Raw genomic sequence first — 16,273 nt, forward strand, 5'->3', positions numbered from 1 at the left:
CCGTGAACCCGGTAATCAAAAAATTCCAGTTCGGTCAGTCGACCGTTACCCTCGAGACTGGCCGTATCGCCCGTCAGGCCTCCGGCGCAGTATTGGTCACCGTTGACGACGACGTCAGCGTATTGGTGACCGTTGTCGGTGCCAAGCAAGCCGATCCAGGCAAAGGCTTCTTCCCTCTGTCCGTTCACTACCAGGAAAAGACTTACGCTGCCGGTAAGATCCCTGGCGGTTTCTTCAAGCGTGAAGGCCGTCCTTCCGAGAAAGAAACCCTGACTTCCCGACTGATCGACCGTCCGATCCGTCCGCTGTTCCCAGAAGGCTTCATGAACGAAGTGCAGGTTGTCTGCACCGTCGTTTCCACCAGCAAAAAGACCGATCCGGACATCGCTGCGATGATCGGTACCTCGGCTGCCCTGGCCATCTCCGGTATTCCTTTCGATGGCCCGATCGGCGCTGCCCGCGTTGCGTTCCATGAAAGCACCGGTTACCTGCTGAACCCGACTTACGAACAACTGAAAGCTTCGAGCCTGGACATGGTCGTTGCCGGTACTTCGGAAGCCGTGTTGATGGTTGAGTCGGAAGCCAAAGAGCTGACCGAAGACCAGATGCTGGGCGCTGTACTGTTTGCTCACGACGAGTTCCAGGTGGTGATCAACGCCGTCAAGGAACTGGCCGCTGAAGCTGCCAAGCCAACCTGGACCTGGGCTCCTCAGCCAGAAGCCACCGCACTGCTGGGCGCTATCCGTGCCGAGTTCGGCGAAGCGATCTCCCAGGCTTACACCATCACCATCAAGGCAGACCGTTACGCTCGCCTGGGTGAGCTGAAAGACCTGGTGGTTGCCAACCTGTCCGGTGCAGAAGGTCAGCCGACTTCCGCTGAAGTCAAAGCGGCTTTCGGTGAAATCGAATACCGCACCGTTCGCGAAAACATCGTTAACGGCAAGCCACGTATCGACGGTCGCGACACCAAGACCGTACGTCCGCTGAACATCGAAGTCGGCGTTCTGCCGAAGACCCACGGTTCGGCACTGTTCACCCGTGGCGAAACCCAGGCCCTGGTAGTCGCGACTCTGGGTACTGCCCGTGACGCACAGCTGCTGGACACCCTGGAAGGCGAGAAAAAAGACCCGTTCATGCTGCACTACAACTTCCCTCCGTTCTCGGTAGGTGAGTGTGGTCGCATGGGTGGCGCCGGTCGTCGCGAAATCGGTCACGGCCGTCTGGCCCGTCGTTCGGTTCAGGCCATGCTGCCTGCTGCCGACGTGTTCCCGTACACCATTCGTGTGGTGTCGGAAATCACCGAGTCCAACGGTTCGAGCTCCATGGCTTCGGTCTGCGGCGCTTCCCTGGCGCTGATGGATGCCGGCGTTCCGATGAAGGCACCGGTTGCCGGTATCGCCATGGGTCTGGTTAAAGAAGGCGAGAAATTCGCTGTTCTGACCGACATCCTGGGCGACGAAGATCACTTGGGCGACATGGACTTCAAAGTAGCCGGTACCGCCAAAGGTGTTACCGCGCTGCAGATGGACATCAAGATCAAGGGCATCACCGAAGAAATCATGGAAATCGCTCTGGGCCAAGCCCTGGAAGCGCGCCTGAATATCCTCGGTCAGATGAACCAGATCATTGGCCAGTCGCGTACCGAGCTGTCGGAAAACGCTCCGACCATGATCGCGATGAAAATCGACACCGACAAAATCCGTGATGTCATCGGTAAAGGCGGCGCGACCATTCGTGCGATCTGTGAAGAAACCAAGGCTTCGATCGACATCGAAGACGACGGTTCGATCAAGATCTTCGGCGAAACCAAGGAAGCGGCTGAAGCGGCACGTCAGCGCGTTCTGGGCATCACCGCTGAAGCCGAGATCGGCAAGATCTACGTTGGTAAAGTTGAGCGCATCGTCGACTTCGGCGCATTCGTCAACATCCTGCCGGGCAAGGACGGTCTGGTTCACATCTCCATGCTGAGCGATGCTCGCGTCGAGAAAGTGACCGACATCCTGAAAGAAGGCCAGGAAGTGGAAGTGCTGGTACTGGACGTGGACAACCGCGGCCGTATCAAGCTGTCCATCAAAGACGTAGCAGCAGCCAAGGCTTCGGGCGTTTAATCACCCCCTTCGCCTGACCGCTTCAACGTTGTAGAAATGCCCCGCAGTGAACGCTGCGGGGTATTTTTTTGCCTGCGAAAAATTGAGACGCGTCGCGAAGTTGCCTGACCCTGAAGTCGGTGCTAGGTTTAGCCCACCGCCCGTGTAGCTCAGTCGGTAGAGCAGCGCACTCGTAACGCGAAGGTCGCAGGTTCGATTCCTGTCTCGGGCACCAGCGACACTTTGTTTTCAGATGATCCCGAATGGTTCTGAAGGCCAGACAAACCGGGCTTCAAACGGTTTTTTTGCGTCAGAGAGATCCTTGATGATCCAGATCCATCTTCCATTCCCCAGATCAGAGAGAACGCCATGACCGTTAAAGAATTGACCCAAGAAGCCAGACACGAAGAAGCCCTCAAAAAGTACCTGCTTGAGTCGCCCCAGCTAGCCGAAGAGATCAAGGACTTGCCAGCCGATGATCAGAAAGACCAGATTCAGTGGGCGTTCGAGGATGAGGCAGAGGCTCAGGGCTTGCAGCCTTGGGAGCTGACGCTCAAGTACACGACCACCCCGGAAGAGTTCGAGGCCGCGCGCCTGGCGCTGCACAAGGAGGCGGCCGAGGTATTGGGCGTCGAGTGGGAAGAGTATTGCGAGATGAATAATCTGGTGGTCTGACCTGTGGGAGCGGGCTTGCTCGCGAAAGCGGTGAGTCAGGCGACATTTACGTCGACTGACACGCCCCCTTCGCGAGCAAGCCCGCTCCCACATTTGAATCGGGCGTTTTCTTGATCAGAGGCTTAAACGCATCGACAGGTCTACCGCCTTCACATCCTTGGTCATCGCACCAATCGAAATATAATCCACCCCGGTTTCGGCGATTGGCAGCAACGTGCTTTCGTTGATACCGCCGCTGGCCTCCAGTTTTGCCTTGCCGGCGTTCAACCGCACGGCTTCACGCATGTCGTCCAGGCTCAGTTCATCAAGCATGATGATGTCGGCACCCGCCGCCAGGGCTTCTTTCAACTCCGCCAGGTTCTCCACTTCAATCTCCACCGGTTTGCCCGGGGCGATCTTGTGCGCGGCGTTGATAGCCTCAGGAATGCCACCGCAGGCGGCGATATGGTTTTCCTTGATCAGGAAGGCGTCATACAGGCCGATGCGGTGATTGTGACAACCGCCGCAGGTTACGGCGTATTTCTGGGCCAGGCGCAATCCCGGCAGGGTTTTGCGGGTGTCGAGCAATTTCACCTGGGTCTCGGCGACGAAGTCGGCCAAATACTGCGCGCGAGTGGCCACGCCGGAAAGCATTTGCAGAAAATTCAGTGCACTGCGCTCACCTGTCAGCAGCGAGCGCGCCGGGCCTTCGAGATGGAATAGCACCTGATTGGGTTTCACCCGTTCGCCATCGCGCACCTGCCAATGAACGGCAACCCGCGGGTCCAATTGCCGGAAAACCGCATCGACCCAAGCGGTGCCAGCAATGACAGCCGCATCGCGGGTAATGATGGTGGCTTTGGCCAGGCGTTCGGCCGGGATCAGTTGCGCGGTGATGTCGCCGCTGCCGATGTCCTCGAGCAACGCACGGCGCACGTTGGCTTCGATTTCGGCGGTCAAATCGGCGAGACGTAGATTCGGCATAACGGGCTCCACAAACAAAGTGGCCCGATTATAGGGCCATGCTGCGAGGCAACCCAAGGTATCAACGGCCATTCCCTTGTTCGCAAACCTGCATTTGGTCGATTCGCGCGAGCAATCAGTGCTAGAGGGCGTTTCTCAATTAGTTTCCCGGGGAGCGCAGAGTCCGCTGGTACAAGGAAGGTCTTTTGCAGATAATCCGCCTTGTATTTGACGTCATGGCTTTGACGTAATTCTGGATTCCGAATGACAACGGTGACGACTGTCACTGTTGAGCGCCGGCTGTGGAGTCTGCGCGTTCAGCTTTCTTGCCGAATCGAAGCATCACCGTCTCAGGAGGCCTGGATGCACAACGACGGGAATGTAGTGCCTTTGCACAGGGCATCTACCGACCAGGCGACTCACTCGCCGCTCGCCCGCCTGCCCGTGATTCTGCTTCAGGTTCGCGACAAGGCCGCTCAACAGCTCAAGCAAGGTTTGCAGGAGCTGTTCGATAACGCCGACGACACGCTGTTCGAAATGGCTGACCGGGCCCGAAATAATGTCGAGCAAAACATCTTCTTCGAGGCCATGCGCGATTTGCGCCTCAAGCGTAAAAGCATCGAACGCGGATTTCTCGAGCAATTCTTCGAGGCCTTCGTCAGCCTTGCGCAGTACGACATTTCCCAAGCGGCCTTGCCCCGGGCATTTGCTTTCGATGCCTGCGCGTCGATGCCTAATGACGACATGGAGCGCAACGTGGCGGTGGAGGCCATGGTCGGCAAAGTGCTGAATCGCGACGGTTTCGCCCTCGACCAGCTCACCGCTCGACTCAGCACACTGCTGAGCAAGACGCTGGTCGAACAGCACAACCCCTTGGGGCCAACGCTGCTCTGCGAGTATTTCTTGCAGGCCGGGCGCAACCTAGGCATGGAGATCAAGGTCAAGCTGATCATCCTTAAACTGTTCGAGCGTTATGTGCTCAGCAATGCTGATCAGCTGTACACCGAAGCCAATCAATTGCTGATTGCTACCGGCGTGCTGCCGGACCTTACACCCGCACCGGCGCGACGCGCCACCGATCGGGCGGCGGCGTGTGTTCGTGGTTCTCCCGACGAGACAGGCGTACTGACGGGCAATCCTCAGATCGACGATGGCGTACAGGAGGTCTTCGCCGCATTGCAGGAATTGCTGCTCCATGTGCGTGGCAGCGTTGCGCCGACCCTGGAAGTCAGTGCCCAGACTCAGCCCATTTCCACCCGCGACCTGCTGCGCCTGCTCTCGCACTTGCAACAATATGTGCCGGCGCTGGCGGTTCAGGACGACTTCGATCTGCGTAACCAGCTCGAACTACTGCTGACCCGGGTCAGCGTCAAAAGCGGCAGATCACGCGTAGTGGGGGTGGCCGACGAAGACGTGATCAACCTGATTGCCATGCTCTTCGAATTCATCCTCGATGACCGCAACCTGCCGGACTCCCTCAAGGCGTTGATCGGCCGTTTGCAGATCCCGATGCTGAAAGTAGCGGTGCTCGACAAGAGCTTTTTCAGCCGCAACAGCCATCCGGCCCGGCGTTTGCTCAACGAAATTGCCGCTGCGGCCATGGGCTGGGGCGAGTGCGATGACCATGAGCGCGACAGCCTGTACCTGCACATCGAGCAAGTGGTGCAGCGCTTGTTAAACGATTTTGTCGATGATCCTGCGATCTTTTCTGAATTGTTGGCGGATTTTCTCGCCTTCACCAGTGACGAGCGCCGTCGTAGCGAATTACTCGAGCAGCGCACCCGTGACGCCGAAGAAGGCCGCGCAAGGACTGAACTGGCGCGTCAGCGCGTCGAGCAGGCACTGAATCAGGCGTTGGTGGGCAAGGTGTTGCCGCACTGCGTGGTGGCGTTTGTCCAGGAGGCCTGGAGCAAAGTGCTGTTGTTGACCGGCCTCAAGCACGGTGATCAGTCCGCCGAATGGCATGCCGATGTGCAGACCATGGAACAATTGATCTGGAGCGTGCAGCGTCATGACGAACCCGGTGCAAGCCTGTGCTTGTTGGCACTGGTGCCGGGGTTGCTCAAGTCGTTGCGCGATGGGTTGAACAGCTCGGCATTCGACCCGTTCGCCACCGGCGAGTTTTTCAGCGAGCTGGAAGTTTTGCACGTTCAGCAGTTCGAACGCCCGGGCCAGAACAGTACGCTTGTTGGCGGACCGATGATGGTCCAGGTGCAGCAGGAAATCGTGCTTCGCACCGCGGATGAAGGCCCGGTCGAGAAGCCCTCGGTGCGTTTGCCGGCGGGCGATGTCGCACTGCTTCAAGTCGATCAACTGCACCCGGGCTGCTGGGTCGAGTTTCAGGAAGACGAGGAAAACACGCTGCGCTGCAAGCTGGCGGCGATCATTGAAACCACCGGCAAGTACATCTTCGTCAACCGTACCGGGATGAAAGTGCTGGAGCACAGCCGTACCGGGCTGGCCCTGCAGTTCCGGCGTGGCGCGGTGCGAACGCTGGACGACACCTTGCTGTTCGACCGGGCGCTGGAGTCGGTGCTGGGCAACCTGCGGCGTCTCAATCGCGGCAAGTGATCGCGCGCCAAGGGTCTATCGCGGCATACTGGGTACCAACACAGTCGTCGTTGAAGGAACCTGTATGCAGTTGGACCCCGCGAGCGGTTGGTGTCAGGGTGTGCGCATATGCCCCTCGCCCAACTTCAATGCGCGCCCCGAGGGCGAAATTTCCCTGCTGGTGATTCACAACATCAGTCTGCCGCCCGCGCAGTTTCTGACCGGCAAGGTGCAGGAATTTTTTCAGAATCGTCTGGATGTCACGGAACATCCCTACTTTGCAGGAATCGCCGACCTGCGGGTGTCTGCACACTTTTTGATCGAACGTGACGGCACCGTCACTCAGTTTGTCTCTTGTCTTGAGCGCGCCTGGCACGCTGGCGTCTCGTGTTTCGAAGGACGGGAAACCTGTAACGATTTTTCCGTGGGCATCGAACTCGAAGGCACGGATGATCTGCCGTTCACCGACGCCCAATATCAAGCGTTGACGGTACTGACACGACAGCTGCAAAGCGCCTTCACAGGCATCACCGCGCAACGCATCTGCGGGCATAGCGACATCGCACCCGGGCGCAAGACTGATCCGGGACCGGCATTTGACTGGACACGCTATCGCGCGGCTCTGGCAAATGCTGCTCTGGAAAAAAAGGAGTAACAATGAGTTTTCTGGTGCTGCTGTTGGCGGTATGGATCGAGAAGTTCTCAGCCCTGCGTCATCGGGTTCAACGTGATGGCGGTTGGGTGCGTGAGCTGAACAAGCTTGAAGCCAACCCGCGTATGACAAACCGTCCGTGGCTGATACTGGTGGTGCTGGTGTTGTTGCCGGTGGCGCTGCTGGGTTTGCTGTTGGTGGTGCTGGACCCGGTGGCTTACGGATTGCTGGCGTTACCGGTGCACCTGCTGGTGGTGATTTACAGTTTGGGCCGTGGTGATCTGCTGGCCGACCTCGGGTCGTTTCGCGATGCCTGGCGCCGGGAAGACCTGCAAGCCGCCGCCCATGTGGCCAAACGTGACCTGAATATTTGCGCTGACAGCGGCGAGCAATTGCTGGAACGAGTCCAGGCACATCTGCTGTGGCAGGCGTACCAGAGCTTTTTCGCCGTGATCTTCTGGTACTTCTTGCTGGGCCCTGTCGCGGCCCTGAGCTATCGATTGCTGGCGCTGGCCGAGGAGCACGGGCAGAACCCGGCCGTGGTCGAGCGAGCGGCACAGCTGCGTCATGCGTTCGATTGGGTGCCGGTGCGGCTGCTGGCAGCGAGCTTCGCGCTGGTCGGCAACTTTGTCGCGGTCAGCCGGGTGATGCTGCACGAGCTGCTGAACTGGAACATCAGCGCCGCCCAACTGATCGAGAAGATCGGGTTGGTGGCGGGTGAAATTCCGGCACCGATGGTCGGACCGGACGGTATCAACAGCCTGGATCGGATCTGGGAACTGCTGCTGCGCGCGGCAGTGCTTTGGTATGCCGGGTTCGCGTTGTGGACTGTTTTGTCATAACCACGATACATCTGAAGTGAATCTCATTGTGGCGAGGGAGCTTACTCCCGCTGGGGCGCGAAGCGACCCCCCTGCGCCTTTTCAGACAGATAGCATTGTCCGGATTTACGACTGCTTCGCAGCCGAACGAGGCAAGCCCTAATGCCAGTCAGTTAAGGCTCGGAACACTGTAGGAGCGAGCTTGCTCGCGAAAACGGTATATCAGGCGACATCAATATTGACTGTACTGCCGTCTTCGCGAGCAAGCTCGCTCCTACAGGAATTTCGCTTAACTGACTGGCATTAGGGCAAGCCCCCTCGCCACAGGGATATCACTTGCCTGAAGCATCTTCTGCCTGAAGAAAAGGCACCCCGTCGTTAACCTTAAGTTACAAAACCCTCCGCCGATTTAGGCTATACAGAGATAGCGCCAATAGTGGCTATCTGCTGTCTCAGCGCGCCTGCCATAAAAATAAGAATTCAAAGGGAGACTTCACAGTGAAGAGCTTGCTCTATCCCGCCGTCGCGCTGATGAACCGCTTGAGCTTCGGTATGAAGTTCAGCCTGATCAGCGTGCTATTCCTCGTGCCGATGCTGGTGACCAACTTCTATCTGGTGCGCGACTCCTACCGCGAATTCCAGGGCACTCGGGTCGAGCTGCAGAGCCTCGATCTGCTGGGCAGCGGCCTGAGCCTGCGCCGGGATCTGGAAACCCTCAACAACCTGGTGCAGATCAATGTCACCCTCGGCCAGTCCGGCAAGGCCGGCAATGTCGAATCGACTATCAGCGCCCTGGAGCAAAGTGTTCTGAGCCGTTTGCAAGGGCTGGCGGCGATGACCACTGACCCGGAACAAATCACCTTTTTCGATGGCAAGCGCGATGAAATGATTGCCGCGTTCAAGGCTCAGCAAGCAGAAAATTCCCTGCAAAGCAAAAGTGCGCTGATCGGCAAGTTGCTCGGCAACGCGCAGATTTTCAGCCAGATCATCACCAGTCAGGCAGGCTTGAGCCGCGACAGCCAGAGCGACATGCGTCAGCTGAGCGAGCTTATTACCAACGTCACGCCAGCCGTCACCCAGACGCTCGGCGAAGGCCGGGCGATGGGTTCTTACTCGTTGGGGCAGGGCTTTCTCAATTCGGCATCGAGCACCCGTTTCGATGAGTTGCTGGCGCAGATCGAAAAGCTTCAGGCCGAATACGGCCTGAAATTGCAGGATGCTCTGGGCTCCAGTAAAGCGGCGCACGAAACCCTGGCTGCTCAGGCCGAACGCAGTAAGGCCTCGCTGAAAAAGGCCAGTGAATTGTTCGAAGAGCAAGTAGTGATGGCTGACACCCTCGATGCTCCGTGGCAGACCTTTTACGATCAGGTTACGGGCCTGATCGATCAGACCTACCAACTCAATGAAGCCACCCTGAAGTTTCTCGGTACCCAGTTGCAGCAGCGGCTGGAGCAGCACCGCACTCACATGATCCTGCAGGCAGTGGCGCTGGCGCTGGTGTTTGTGCTGATTTTTTACCTCTACGGCGGTTTCTATGCCTCGACCCGCACCACCCTCAAGCGTCTTGGCGCGGTGATGGATAAGGTGGCGGCCGGCGACATGACCGTGACCTTCAGCGCCAACAGCCGCGATGAACTGGGCGAGTTGGGCGAGGTATTCACCGGCACCGTGAAGAAAATCCATGATCTGATCGAGCGGGTGGGCCAGACCGTCAGTGAGGTCGAGCGCCAGGCCGGCCAGGTCGAAAACGTGTCTGCCCAGAGCAATCAGGCGGTGGCGGGGCAGCGTACCCAGATCGAGCAGGTCGCCACAGCGATGAACCAGATGTCAGCGACTTCTCTGGAGGTGGCGCGCAGTGCCGCGGCGGCCGTCAGCAGCGCCCACAGCGTCAACGACGAGACCATTAGCGGGCGCGGGCTGGTGGAGTCCCAGCAGGGCAGCATCGCTGCACTGGCCAGTGAGATCGATCAGTCGGCGCGGGTGATCAATCAACTGGCCAGCGACAGCCAATCCATCAGTCGTGTGCTGGAAGTGATCAAAAGCATCGCCGAACAGACCAACCTGCTGGCCCTCAACGCGGCCATCGAAGCCGCGCGTGCGGGCGAGCAGGGCCGTGGTTTTGCGGTGGTGGCGGACGAGGTCCGGACCCTGGCCAAACGTACCCAGCAATCGACCGAAGAAATCGAGCAGATGATTGCCAAGCTGCACAGCGGTGTCGGTGCGGCGGTCAAGGCGATGGGCAGCAGCCATCAGATGGCCAACGGCACGGTCGGGCAATCGGAAAAGGTCCAGCAGGCGCTGGAAAACATCCTCGGCGCCGTCGGCATGATCGTCGACCAGAACCAGCAAATCGCCGCCGCGGTAGAGCAGCAGACCGCCGTGACCCACGACATCGACCAGAACATCGTCGAGATCAACCGCGCCGGTGAGCGCACTGCCGAAGGCGCGCACCAGACTGAAAATGCCAGTCGTGCGTTGTCGGCGCAGGTAGTGGAACTCAAACAATTGATCAGCGCGTTCCGGGTTTGATGCCACGCAGCAGATCTAATGTGGGAGCGGGCTTGCTCGCGAAAGCGGTCTATCAGGCACATCAATTTTGAATGTGACGGACTCTTCGCGAGCAAGCCCGCTCCCACAAGGGATGTGTGTGGCGACTGACTACCAGTTGAACAACTCACACGCATTGGCAGTGCTGGCAGCAGCCAGTCGCTCGGGGCTGATCGCCATGAGGGCGGCCAGTGCCGCGCAGATTGCCGGCAAATGAGCCGGGCTATTGCGTTCGCCGGGAAACATGGCGGGTGCCATGTCCGGTGAATCGGTTTCCAGTACCACCGATTCAAGGGGTAAACCGGCGATCACACGGTGCATGCGCAGGGCCTGCGGCCAGGTTGCGGCGCCGCCGAGGCCGAGTTTGAAACCGAGCTTGATGTATTCGCGCGCCTCTTCCTGGCTGCCGGCGAAGGCATGAATGATCCCCGCGCGCTTCAAGCGAAATCGTTTGAGCGTGGCAATCACCGCTGCATGGCTGCGTCGCACATGAATCAGAGCCGGCAGATTGAAGTCCGCCGCCAGTTGCAGTTGGGCGTCGAACAGCGCTTGCTGGCGTTCACGATCCAGGGTTTCGATGAAGTAATCCAGACCGATCTCGCCCACCGCGCATAGCTGCCGATGGCCCGCCAGGCGCGTCAGCCAGTCACCGAGTTCGATCAAATCCGCAGGGCGATGGTCATCCAGGTACACCGGGTGCAAACCGAACGCCGCGTGCAGATCGGGATCGCTCTGCACCAGATCCCAGACCCGCTGCCAATTGGCCTGATAAACCCCCAGCACCACCATTCGTCGCACGCCGAGGGCGCGGCTCTCGGTCAGCAGCGCCTGACGATCTACGTCGAAATCCGGAAAATCCAGATGAGTGTGGGTGTCGATCAGTTCCACGGTTCAGTCCTGATTGATTCGCTGCTTGAAGGTCCGCGCGATGGCCTGCACGCCGGGTTGGTAATCGGCCTGTTCAATCGCCGCCAGCGCCAGTTGCAAAGCCTTGTCGGCGATTAACTGATGCTGCTGGGACATGGCATTGACCGGCAACGGCAGGAAGTCCAGCAACTGCGTATCACCAAAAGTACCCAGGCGCAGCGGGCGGGTTTTCAGCGGGAAGTCGTGCAAGGCATCGAACACGCCCTGAAGCAGCACGTAGGACGTGGTCACCAGCGCATCCGGCAAATGACCCAGGCGCTGAAGCAACTCTTCCATCAATTGTTTGCCGCACTCACGGCTGAACGATTCACCGTGTTCGATCAGCGCCTCGCCTTTGAAACCGTTCAGCGCTTCCTTGAAGCCCGCCGCCCGTTCCTGACTGATACTTAGCTCGGGACGGGCACCGATCAATACGATCTGTTTGGGCAGCGGATCCAGCAGGCTGCGGGTCAAGTGCAGGCTGGCTTCGCGGTCGTCACTGATTACCGAGCAGAAGTGCTCAGGCTCCATCACCCGGTCGATGGCGATGATCGGAATGCCTTTGGCCTGCAACTGGCGATAACTGTCGTCGCCGGCCGGCAGGCAACTGGCGACGATCAGCGCATCGCAGCGTCGGGCGCGGAACAGTTGCAGCAATTGCCGTTCGCTGTCTGGCGCATCGTCGGAACTGGCGATCAGCAGCTGATAGCCGCGAGCCCGGGCGCCTTGTTCCAGCAGTTTGGCGATTCGCGCGTAACTGGGGTTTTCCAGGTCCGGCAGAATGAACCCCAGCGTGCGGGTATGCCGACTGCGCAGCCCGGCGGCCTGGGGGTTGGGTGTGAAACCATGTTGTTCGACCACCGCACGCACGCGCTCGACAGTGGCGCTGCTGATGCGTTGCTGTTCGGCCTTGCCGTTGATGACATAACTGGCGGTGGTCACGGAGACGCCGGCCAACTGTGCAATATCACTGAGTTTCAACCCGGTATTCCTTGTTTTTTTAAGCGTGTTGCGACATTTCGCCAATGCTACCCGATTCAGGCAGGTGACCATTGTCGCAGCTCGTCCGACAATTGGGCTTCAAGGATGAGACATTATCGAGTAACGTGCCTAACATTCTAGATTAAACGTTTCAGCAGGCGTATTTTCTACGTTACAGGTCGCTTTGGAAGGTTCTGCCTCGAAACCGCCAAAATGGCCTCCTGAAAAGGTGTTTCCAAACGCCTAAGCTGAATCAATCAAAACAATACCTGGCGTCACACGGCGCCAAAAAGGAGAAAGCATGCTCGAGCTCACCATAGAGCAGATATCCATGGGCCAGTCGGCTGTGGATAAAGCCACCGCCTTGCAATTGCTCGCTGACCGACTCGTGATCGATGGTCTGGTGGCCGATGGCTACCTTGCGGGCTTGCAGGCCCGGGAAGCACAGGGCTCGACCTTTCTTGGCCAAGGTATCGCCATCCCCCACGGTACCCCGGAAACCCGCGATCAGGTGTTCGCTACTGGCGTGCGGCTGATGCAGTTTCCTGACGGCGTGGACTGGGGCGATGGCCAGATCGTTTATCTGGCGATTGGTATCGCCGCCAAATCCGATGAACACCTGCGCCTGCTGCAACTGCTGACCCGCGCCCTCGGTGAAACCGATCTGGGCCAGGCTCTGCGCCGCGCCAGTTCCGCCGAAGCCTTGCTGAAACTGCTGCAAGGCGCGCCGCAAGAACTGGCGCTGGACGCACAGATGATCGGCCTCAGCGTTTCCGCCGATGACTTCGAAGAACTGGTCTGGCGCGGTGCCCGTTTGCTGCGGCAGGCCGATTGCGTGAGCAATGGTTTTGCCGGCGTTTTACAGCAGGTCGAAGCGCTGCCCCTGGGCGATGGCCTGTGGTGGCTGCACAGCGAACAAACGGTGAAGCGTCCGGGCCTGGCCTTCGTCACCCCGGACAAACCCATGCGCTACCTCGGTCAGCCGTTGAGCGGTCTGTTCTGCCTGGCCAGCCTCGGTGAGGCCCATCAGGCGCTGCTCGAACGCCTTTGCGCGTTGCTGATCGAAGGCCGGGGTCATGAATTGGGCCGTGCCACCAGCAGTCGCGCGGTGCTGGAAGTCCTCGGCGGTGAAGTGCCGGCGGATTGGCCGAACGTACGCATTGCCCTGGCCAATGCCCACGGTTTGCATGCGCGCCCGGCGAAGATCCTCGCGCAACTGGCGAAAAGCTTTGAAGGCGAAATCCGCGTGCGCATTGTCGATGGCCATGACAACGCGGTGTCGGTGAAGAGTTTGAGCAAACTGCTCAGCCTTGGCGCCCGTCGCGGTCAGGTGCTGGAATTCATCGCCGAACCGACCATCGCCGCCGATGCCTTGCCAGCCTTGTTGGCGGCCATCGAAGAAGGCCTCGGTGAGGAAGTCGAGCCACTGCCGGTCGTGAGCCAACAGCGCGAAGTGCTCGCCGAAGTCGTCGAAGTGCTGCTCGCGCCAACGTCCGGCAGCCTGATCCAGGCGATTGCCGCCGCACCGGGGATTGCCATCGGCCCGGCGCATATTCAAGTGCTGCAAGTCATTGATTACCCGCTGCGCGGTGAGTCTGCCGCCGTCGAGCGTGAACGTCTCAAGCAAGCGCTGGCGGATGTGCGTCGCGACATCGAAGGCCTGATCGAGCGCAGCAAGGCCAAGGCGATTCGCGAGATTTTCATCACCCATCAGGAAATGCTCGACGACCCGGAACTGACCGATGAAGTCGACACCCGCCTCAAGCAAGGCGAAAGCGCCGAAGCGGCATGGATGGCAGTGATTGAAGCGGCCGCCAAACAACAGGAATCGCTACAGGACGCCTTGCTCGCCGAGCGTGCCGCTGACTTGCGCGATATTGGCCGTCGGGTGCTGGCGCAATTGAGTGGCGTCGAAACACCGGCCGAGCCCGCGCAACCGTATATTTTGGTGATGGACGAAGTCGGTCCGTCCGACGTGGCGCGTCTCGATCCGACACGCGTCGCCGGCATCCTCACCGCTCGCGGTGGTGCCACGGCCCACAGTGCCATCGTCGCCCGCGCCCTCGGTATTCCGGCGCTGGTGGGCGCCGGTGCCGCCGTGTTGCTGCTGAAACCGGGCACACCGCTGTTGATCGATGGCCAACGCGGTCGCCTGCACGTGGACGCCGATGCCGCTACCTTGCAGCGCGCCACCGAAGAGCGCGACACCCGCGAACTTCGCTTGAAAGCCGCCGCTGAACAACGCCATCAACCGGCGCTGACCACCGATGGTCACGCGGTAGAAGTGTTCGCCAACATCGGTGAAAGCGCCGGCGTCACCAGTGCGGTGGAGCAGGGCGCCGAAGGCATTGGCCTGCTGCGCACCGAACTGATCTTCATGGCCCACCCGCAAGCGCCGGACGAGGCGACTCAGGAAGTCGAATACCGTCGCGTACTCGATGGCCTGGCCGGTCGACCGCTGGTGGTGCGCACCCTTGACGTCGGTGGTGACAAACCGCTGCCGTACTGGCCGATCGCGAAAGAAGAAAACCCGTTCCTCGGCGTACGTGGCATTCGCTTGACCCTGCAACGCCCGCAGGTCATGGAAGCGCAGTTGCGCGCCTTGTTGCGTGCGGCTGACAACCGTCCGTTGCGGATCATGTTCCCGATGGTCGGCAGCGTCGATGAGTGGCGTCAGGCGCGGGACATGACCGAACGTCTGCGCCAGGAAATTCCGGTGGCCGATCTGCAACTGGGGATCATGATCGAAGTACCGTCGGCCGCCTTGCTGGCGCCGGTGCTGGCCAAAGAGGTGGACTTTTTCAGCGTCGGCACCAACGACCTGACGCAATACACCCTGGCCATCGACCGTGGTCATCCTACCTTGTCGGCCCAGGCTGACGGCTTGCATCCAGCGGTGCTGCAACTGATCGATATCACCGTGCGTGCGGCTCATGCTCATGGCAAGTGGGTCGGCGTGTGCGGTGAACTGGCAGCCGATCCGCTGGCGGTGCCGGTGCTGGTGGGCCTGGGTGTGGATGAGTTGAGCGTGTCGGGCCGCAGCATTGCCGAGGTCAAGGCGCGCATTCGTGAACTCAGCCTGACTCAGGCTCAAATCCTTGCCCAACAAGCCCTGGCTGTGGGCAGCGCGAACGAAGTCCGCGCATTAGTGGAGGCCCTGTAATGGCCAAGATCTTAACCCTGACCCTTAACCCGGCGCTGGACCTCACCGTTCAGTTGCCGCATCTGATACCCGGTCAGGTCAACCGCAGCGACGAAATGCACACCCACGCCGCTGGTAAAGGAGTGAACGTGGCCCAGGTGCTGGCCGACCTCGGTCATCAGTTGACCGTCAGCGGTTTTCTCGGGGAAGACAACCTTCAGGCGTTCGAAACCCTGTTCGCCAAACGCGGTTTTACCGACGCATTCGTCCGCGTCCCTGGCGAAACCCGCAGCAATATCAAACTGGCGGAAAGCGATGGGCGCATCACCGATCTCAACGGTCCGGGGCCGAGGGTCAGTGAAGCGGCGCAGCAGGCTTTGCTCGATCGTCTCGACCAGATTGCTCCAGGGCATGACGCGGTCGTCGTCGCCGGTAGTTTGCCCCGTGGTGTGAATCCTCAGTGGTTGCGCGAGTTGATCCAGCGCTTGAAAAAGCGCGGTTTGAAAGTGGCGCTCGACACCAGCGGTGAAGCCTTGCGCGCAGGTCTGACGGCCGGCCCATGGTTGATCAAACCCAATACCGAAGAACTGGCTGAGGCGCTGGATTGCGAGGTGGTTTCCGTGACCGCCCAAGCCGAAGCAGCGAGCCGCTTGCATGCCCATGGCATCGAGCATGTGGTGATTTCCCATGGTGCCGACGGAGTGAACTGGTTCAGTGTCGGCTCGGCCATGCACGCTACGCCGCCGAAGGTCAGCGTGGTCAGCACCGTCGGTGCGGGGGATTCGTTGCTGGCGGGCATGCTGCACGGGTTGCTCAGCGCCGATACGCCCGAACAAACCTTGCGCACCGCTACCGCGATTGCCGCCATGGCCGTCACCCAGATCGGTTTTGGTATCGGCGATGCCGCGCAACTGACGCAGCTTGAACAGGGCGTGCGCGTGCGCCCCCTGACAGAACAATAAGAGGGTTT

Annotated in this window: 11 protein-coding genes and 1 tRNA gene; 9 read left to right on the plus strand and 3 right to left on the minus strand. The window is 59.7% G+C overall.

Annotated features, from left to right (window positions below):
• The first annotated feature begins 2 nt into the window (after positions 1 to 2).
• The 3 genes from pnp (at position 3) to MEB48_RS18770 (ending at position 2,762) form a co-directional block, all read left to right on the plus strand.
• Complete coding sequence (gene pnp / locus MEB48_RS18760; protein ID WP_095055170.1) at positions 3 to 2,108, plus strand: polyribonucleotide nucleotidyltransferase; 2,106 nt, start codon at positions 3 to 5, stop codon at positions 2,106 to 2,108.
• 138 nt (positions 2,109 to 2,246) lie between these two features.
• A tRNA-Thr gene (locus MEB48_RS18765) sits at positions 2,247 to 2,322 on the plus strand.
• Between the two features lie 134 nt (positions 2,323 to 2,456).
• Entirely contained in the window at positions 2,457 to 2,762 is a 306-nt protein-coding gene (locus MEB48_RS18770) for a DUF6388 family protein (protein ID WP_052965653.1), read from the plus strand.
• 114 nt (positions 2,763 to 2,876) lie between these two features.
• Here MEB48_RS18770 and nadC read toward each other — a convergent pair whose 3' ends face one another.
• Positions 2,877 to 3,725, minus strand: coding sequence for a carboxylating nicotinate-nucleotide diphosphorylase (nadC, locus tag MEB48_RS18775; protein WP_237885463.1), 849 nt, complete (start codon positions 3,723 to 3,725; stop codon positions 2,877 to 2,879).
• A 342-nt stretch (positions 3,726 to 4,067) separates the two neighbouring features.
• Between nadC and MEB48_RS18780 the strand changes: the two genes are divergently transcribed.
• The 4 genes from MEB48_RS18780 to MEB48_RS29450 all read left to right on the plus strand — a co-directional run bounded on the left by MEB48_RS18780 (position 4,068) and on the right by MEB48_RS29450 (position 10,256).
• Positions 4,068 to 6,275 carry a DUF1631 domain-containing protein gene (locus MEB48_RS18780; RefSeq protein ID WP_237885464.1) on the plus strand — a complete coding sequence of 736 codons (2,208 nt, stop codon included), beginning with the start codon at positions 4,068 to 4,070 and terminating at the stop codon, positions 6,273 to 6,275.
• A 64-nt stretch (positions 6,276 to 6,339) separates the two neighbouring features.
• Positions 6,340 to 6,909, plus strand: coding sequence for a 1,6-anhydro-N-acetylmuramyl-L-alanine amidase AmpD (gene ampD, locus MEB48_RS18785; protein WP_237885465.1), 570 nt, complete (start codon positions 6,340 to 6,342; stop codon positions 6,907 to 6,909).
• Positions 6,910 to 6,911: 2 nt separating this feature from the next.
• Positions 6,912 to 7,748 (plus strand): regulatory signaling modulator protein AmpE, encoded by an 837-nt coding sequence (gene ampE, locus MEB48_RS18790; RefSeq protein WP_237885466.1) that lies wholly within the window; start codon positions 6,912 to 6,914, stop codon positions 7,746 to 7,748.
• Positions 7,749 to 9,551: 1,803 nt separating this feature from the next.
• A complete protein-coding gene (locus tag MEB48_RS29450; protein ID WP_442969108.1) occupies positions 9,552 to 10,256 on the plus strand; it encodes a methyl-accepting chemotaxis protein in 705 nt (234 codons plus the stop codon).
• Between the two features lie 129 nt (positions 10,257 to 10,385).
• Here MEB48_RS29450 and MEB48_RS18800 read toward each other — a convergent pair whose 3' ends face one another.
• Positions 10,386 to 11,162 carry a TatD family hydrolase gene (locus MEB48_RS18800; RefSeq protein WP_237885468.1) on the minus strand — a complete coding sequence of 259 codons (777 nt, stop codon included), beginning with the start codon at positions 11,160 to 11,162 and terminating at the stop codon, positions 10,386 to 10,388.
• A 3-nt stretch (positions 11,163 to 11,165) separates the two neighbouring features.
• The gene (gene cra / locus MEB48_RS18805; RefSeq protein WP_237885469.1) at positions 11,166 to 12,161 is read right to left on the minus strand and encodes a catabolite repressor/activator; all 996 of its coding nucleotides are present in this window, start codon (positions 12,159 to 12,161) and stop codon (positions 11,166 to 11,168) included.
• Between the two features lie 301 nt (positions 12,162 to 12,462).
• On the opposite strand from cra, the gene ptsP reads away from it, so the two are divergent.
• Together ptsP and pfkB are read left to right on the plus strand one after the other, a co-directional pair.
• On the plus strand, positions 12,463 to 15,324 hold the full coding sequence (gene ptsP, locus MEB48_RS18810) for a phosphoenolpyruvate--protein phosphotransferase (protein ID WP_237885470.1): 2,862 nt from the start codon (positions 12,463 to 12,465) through the stop codon (positions 15,322 to 15,324).
• Positions 15,324 to 16,265 (plus strand): 1-phosphofructokinase, encoded by a 942-nt coding sequence (gene pfkB, locus MEB48_RS18815; protein WP_237885471.1) that lies wholly within the window; start codon positions 15,324 to 15,326, stop codon positions 16,263 to 16,265. Before ptsP ends, pfkB begins: the two co-directional genes overlap by 1 nt.
• Positions 16,266 to 16,273 lie beyond the last annotated feature (8 nt).

Origin of the sequence: Pseudomonas sp. PGPR40, from assembly GCF_022014505.1 — a bacterium.
Taxonomy (GTDB): domain Bacteria; phylum Pseudomonadota; class Gammaproteobacteria; order Pseudomonadales; family Pseudomonadaceae; genus Aquipseudomonas.

What these genes read in the sequence shown, in the direction of transcription:
- MEB48_RS18770 (WP_052965653.1), top strand. Translation starts at nt 2,457, where the DNA reads ATGACCGTTAAAGAATTGACCCAAGAAGCCAGACACGAAGAAGCCCTC.
- nadC (WP_237885463.1), bottom strand. Translation starts at nt 3,725, where the DNA reads ATGCCGAATCTACGTCTCGCCGATTTGACCGCCGAAATCGAAGCCAAC.
- MEB48_RS18780 (WP_237885464.1), top strand. Translation starts at nt 4,068, where the DNA reads ATGCACAACGACGGGAATGTAGTGCCTTTGCACAGGGCATCTACCGAC.
- ampD (WP_237885465.1), top strand. Translation starts at nt 6,340, where the DNA reads ATGCAGTTGGACCCCGCGAGCGGTTGGTGTCAGGGTGTGCGCATATGC.
- ampE (WP_237885466.1), top strand. Translation starts at nt 6,912, where the DNA reads ATGAGTTTTCTGGTGCTGCTGTTGGCGGTATGGATCGAGAAGTTCTCA.
- MEB48_RS29450 (WP_442969108.1), top strand. Translation starts at nt 9,552, where the DNA reads ATGTCAGCGACTTCTCTGGAGGTGGCGCGCAGTGCCGCGGCGGCCGTC.
- ptsP (WP_237885470.1), top strand. Translation starts at nt 12,463, where the DNA reads ATGCTCGAGCTCACCATAGAGCAGATATCCATGGGCCAGTCGGCTGTG.
- pfkB (WP_237885471.1), top strand. Translation starts at nt 15,324, where the DNA reads ATGGCCAAGATCTTAACCCTGACCCTTAACCCGGCGCTGGACCTCACC.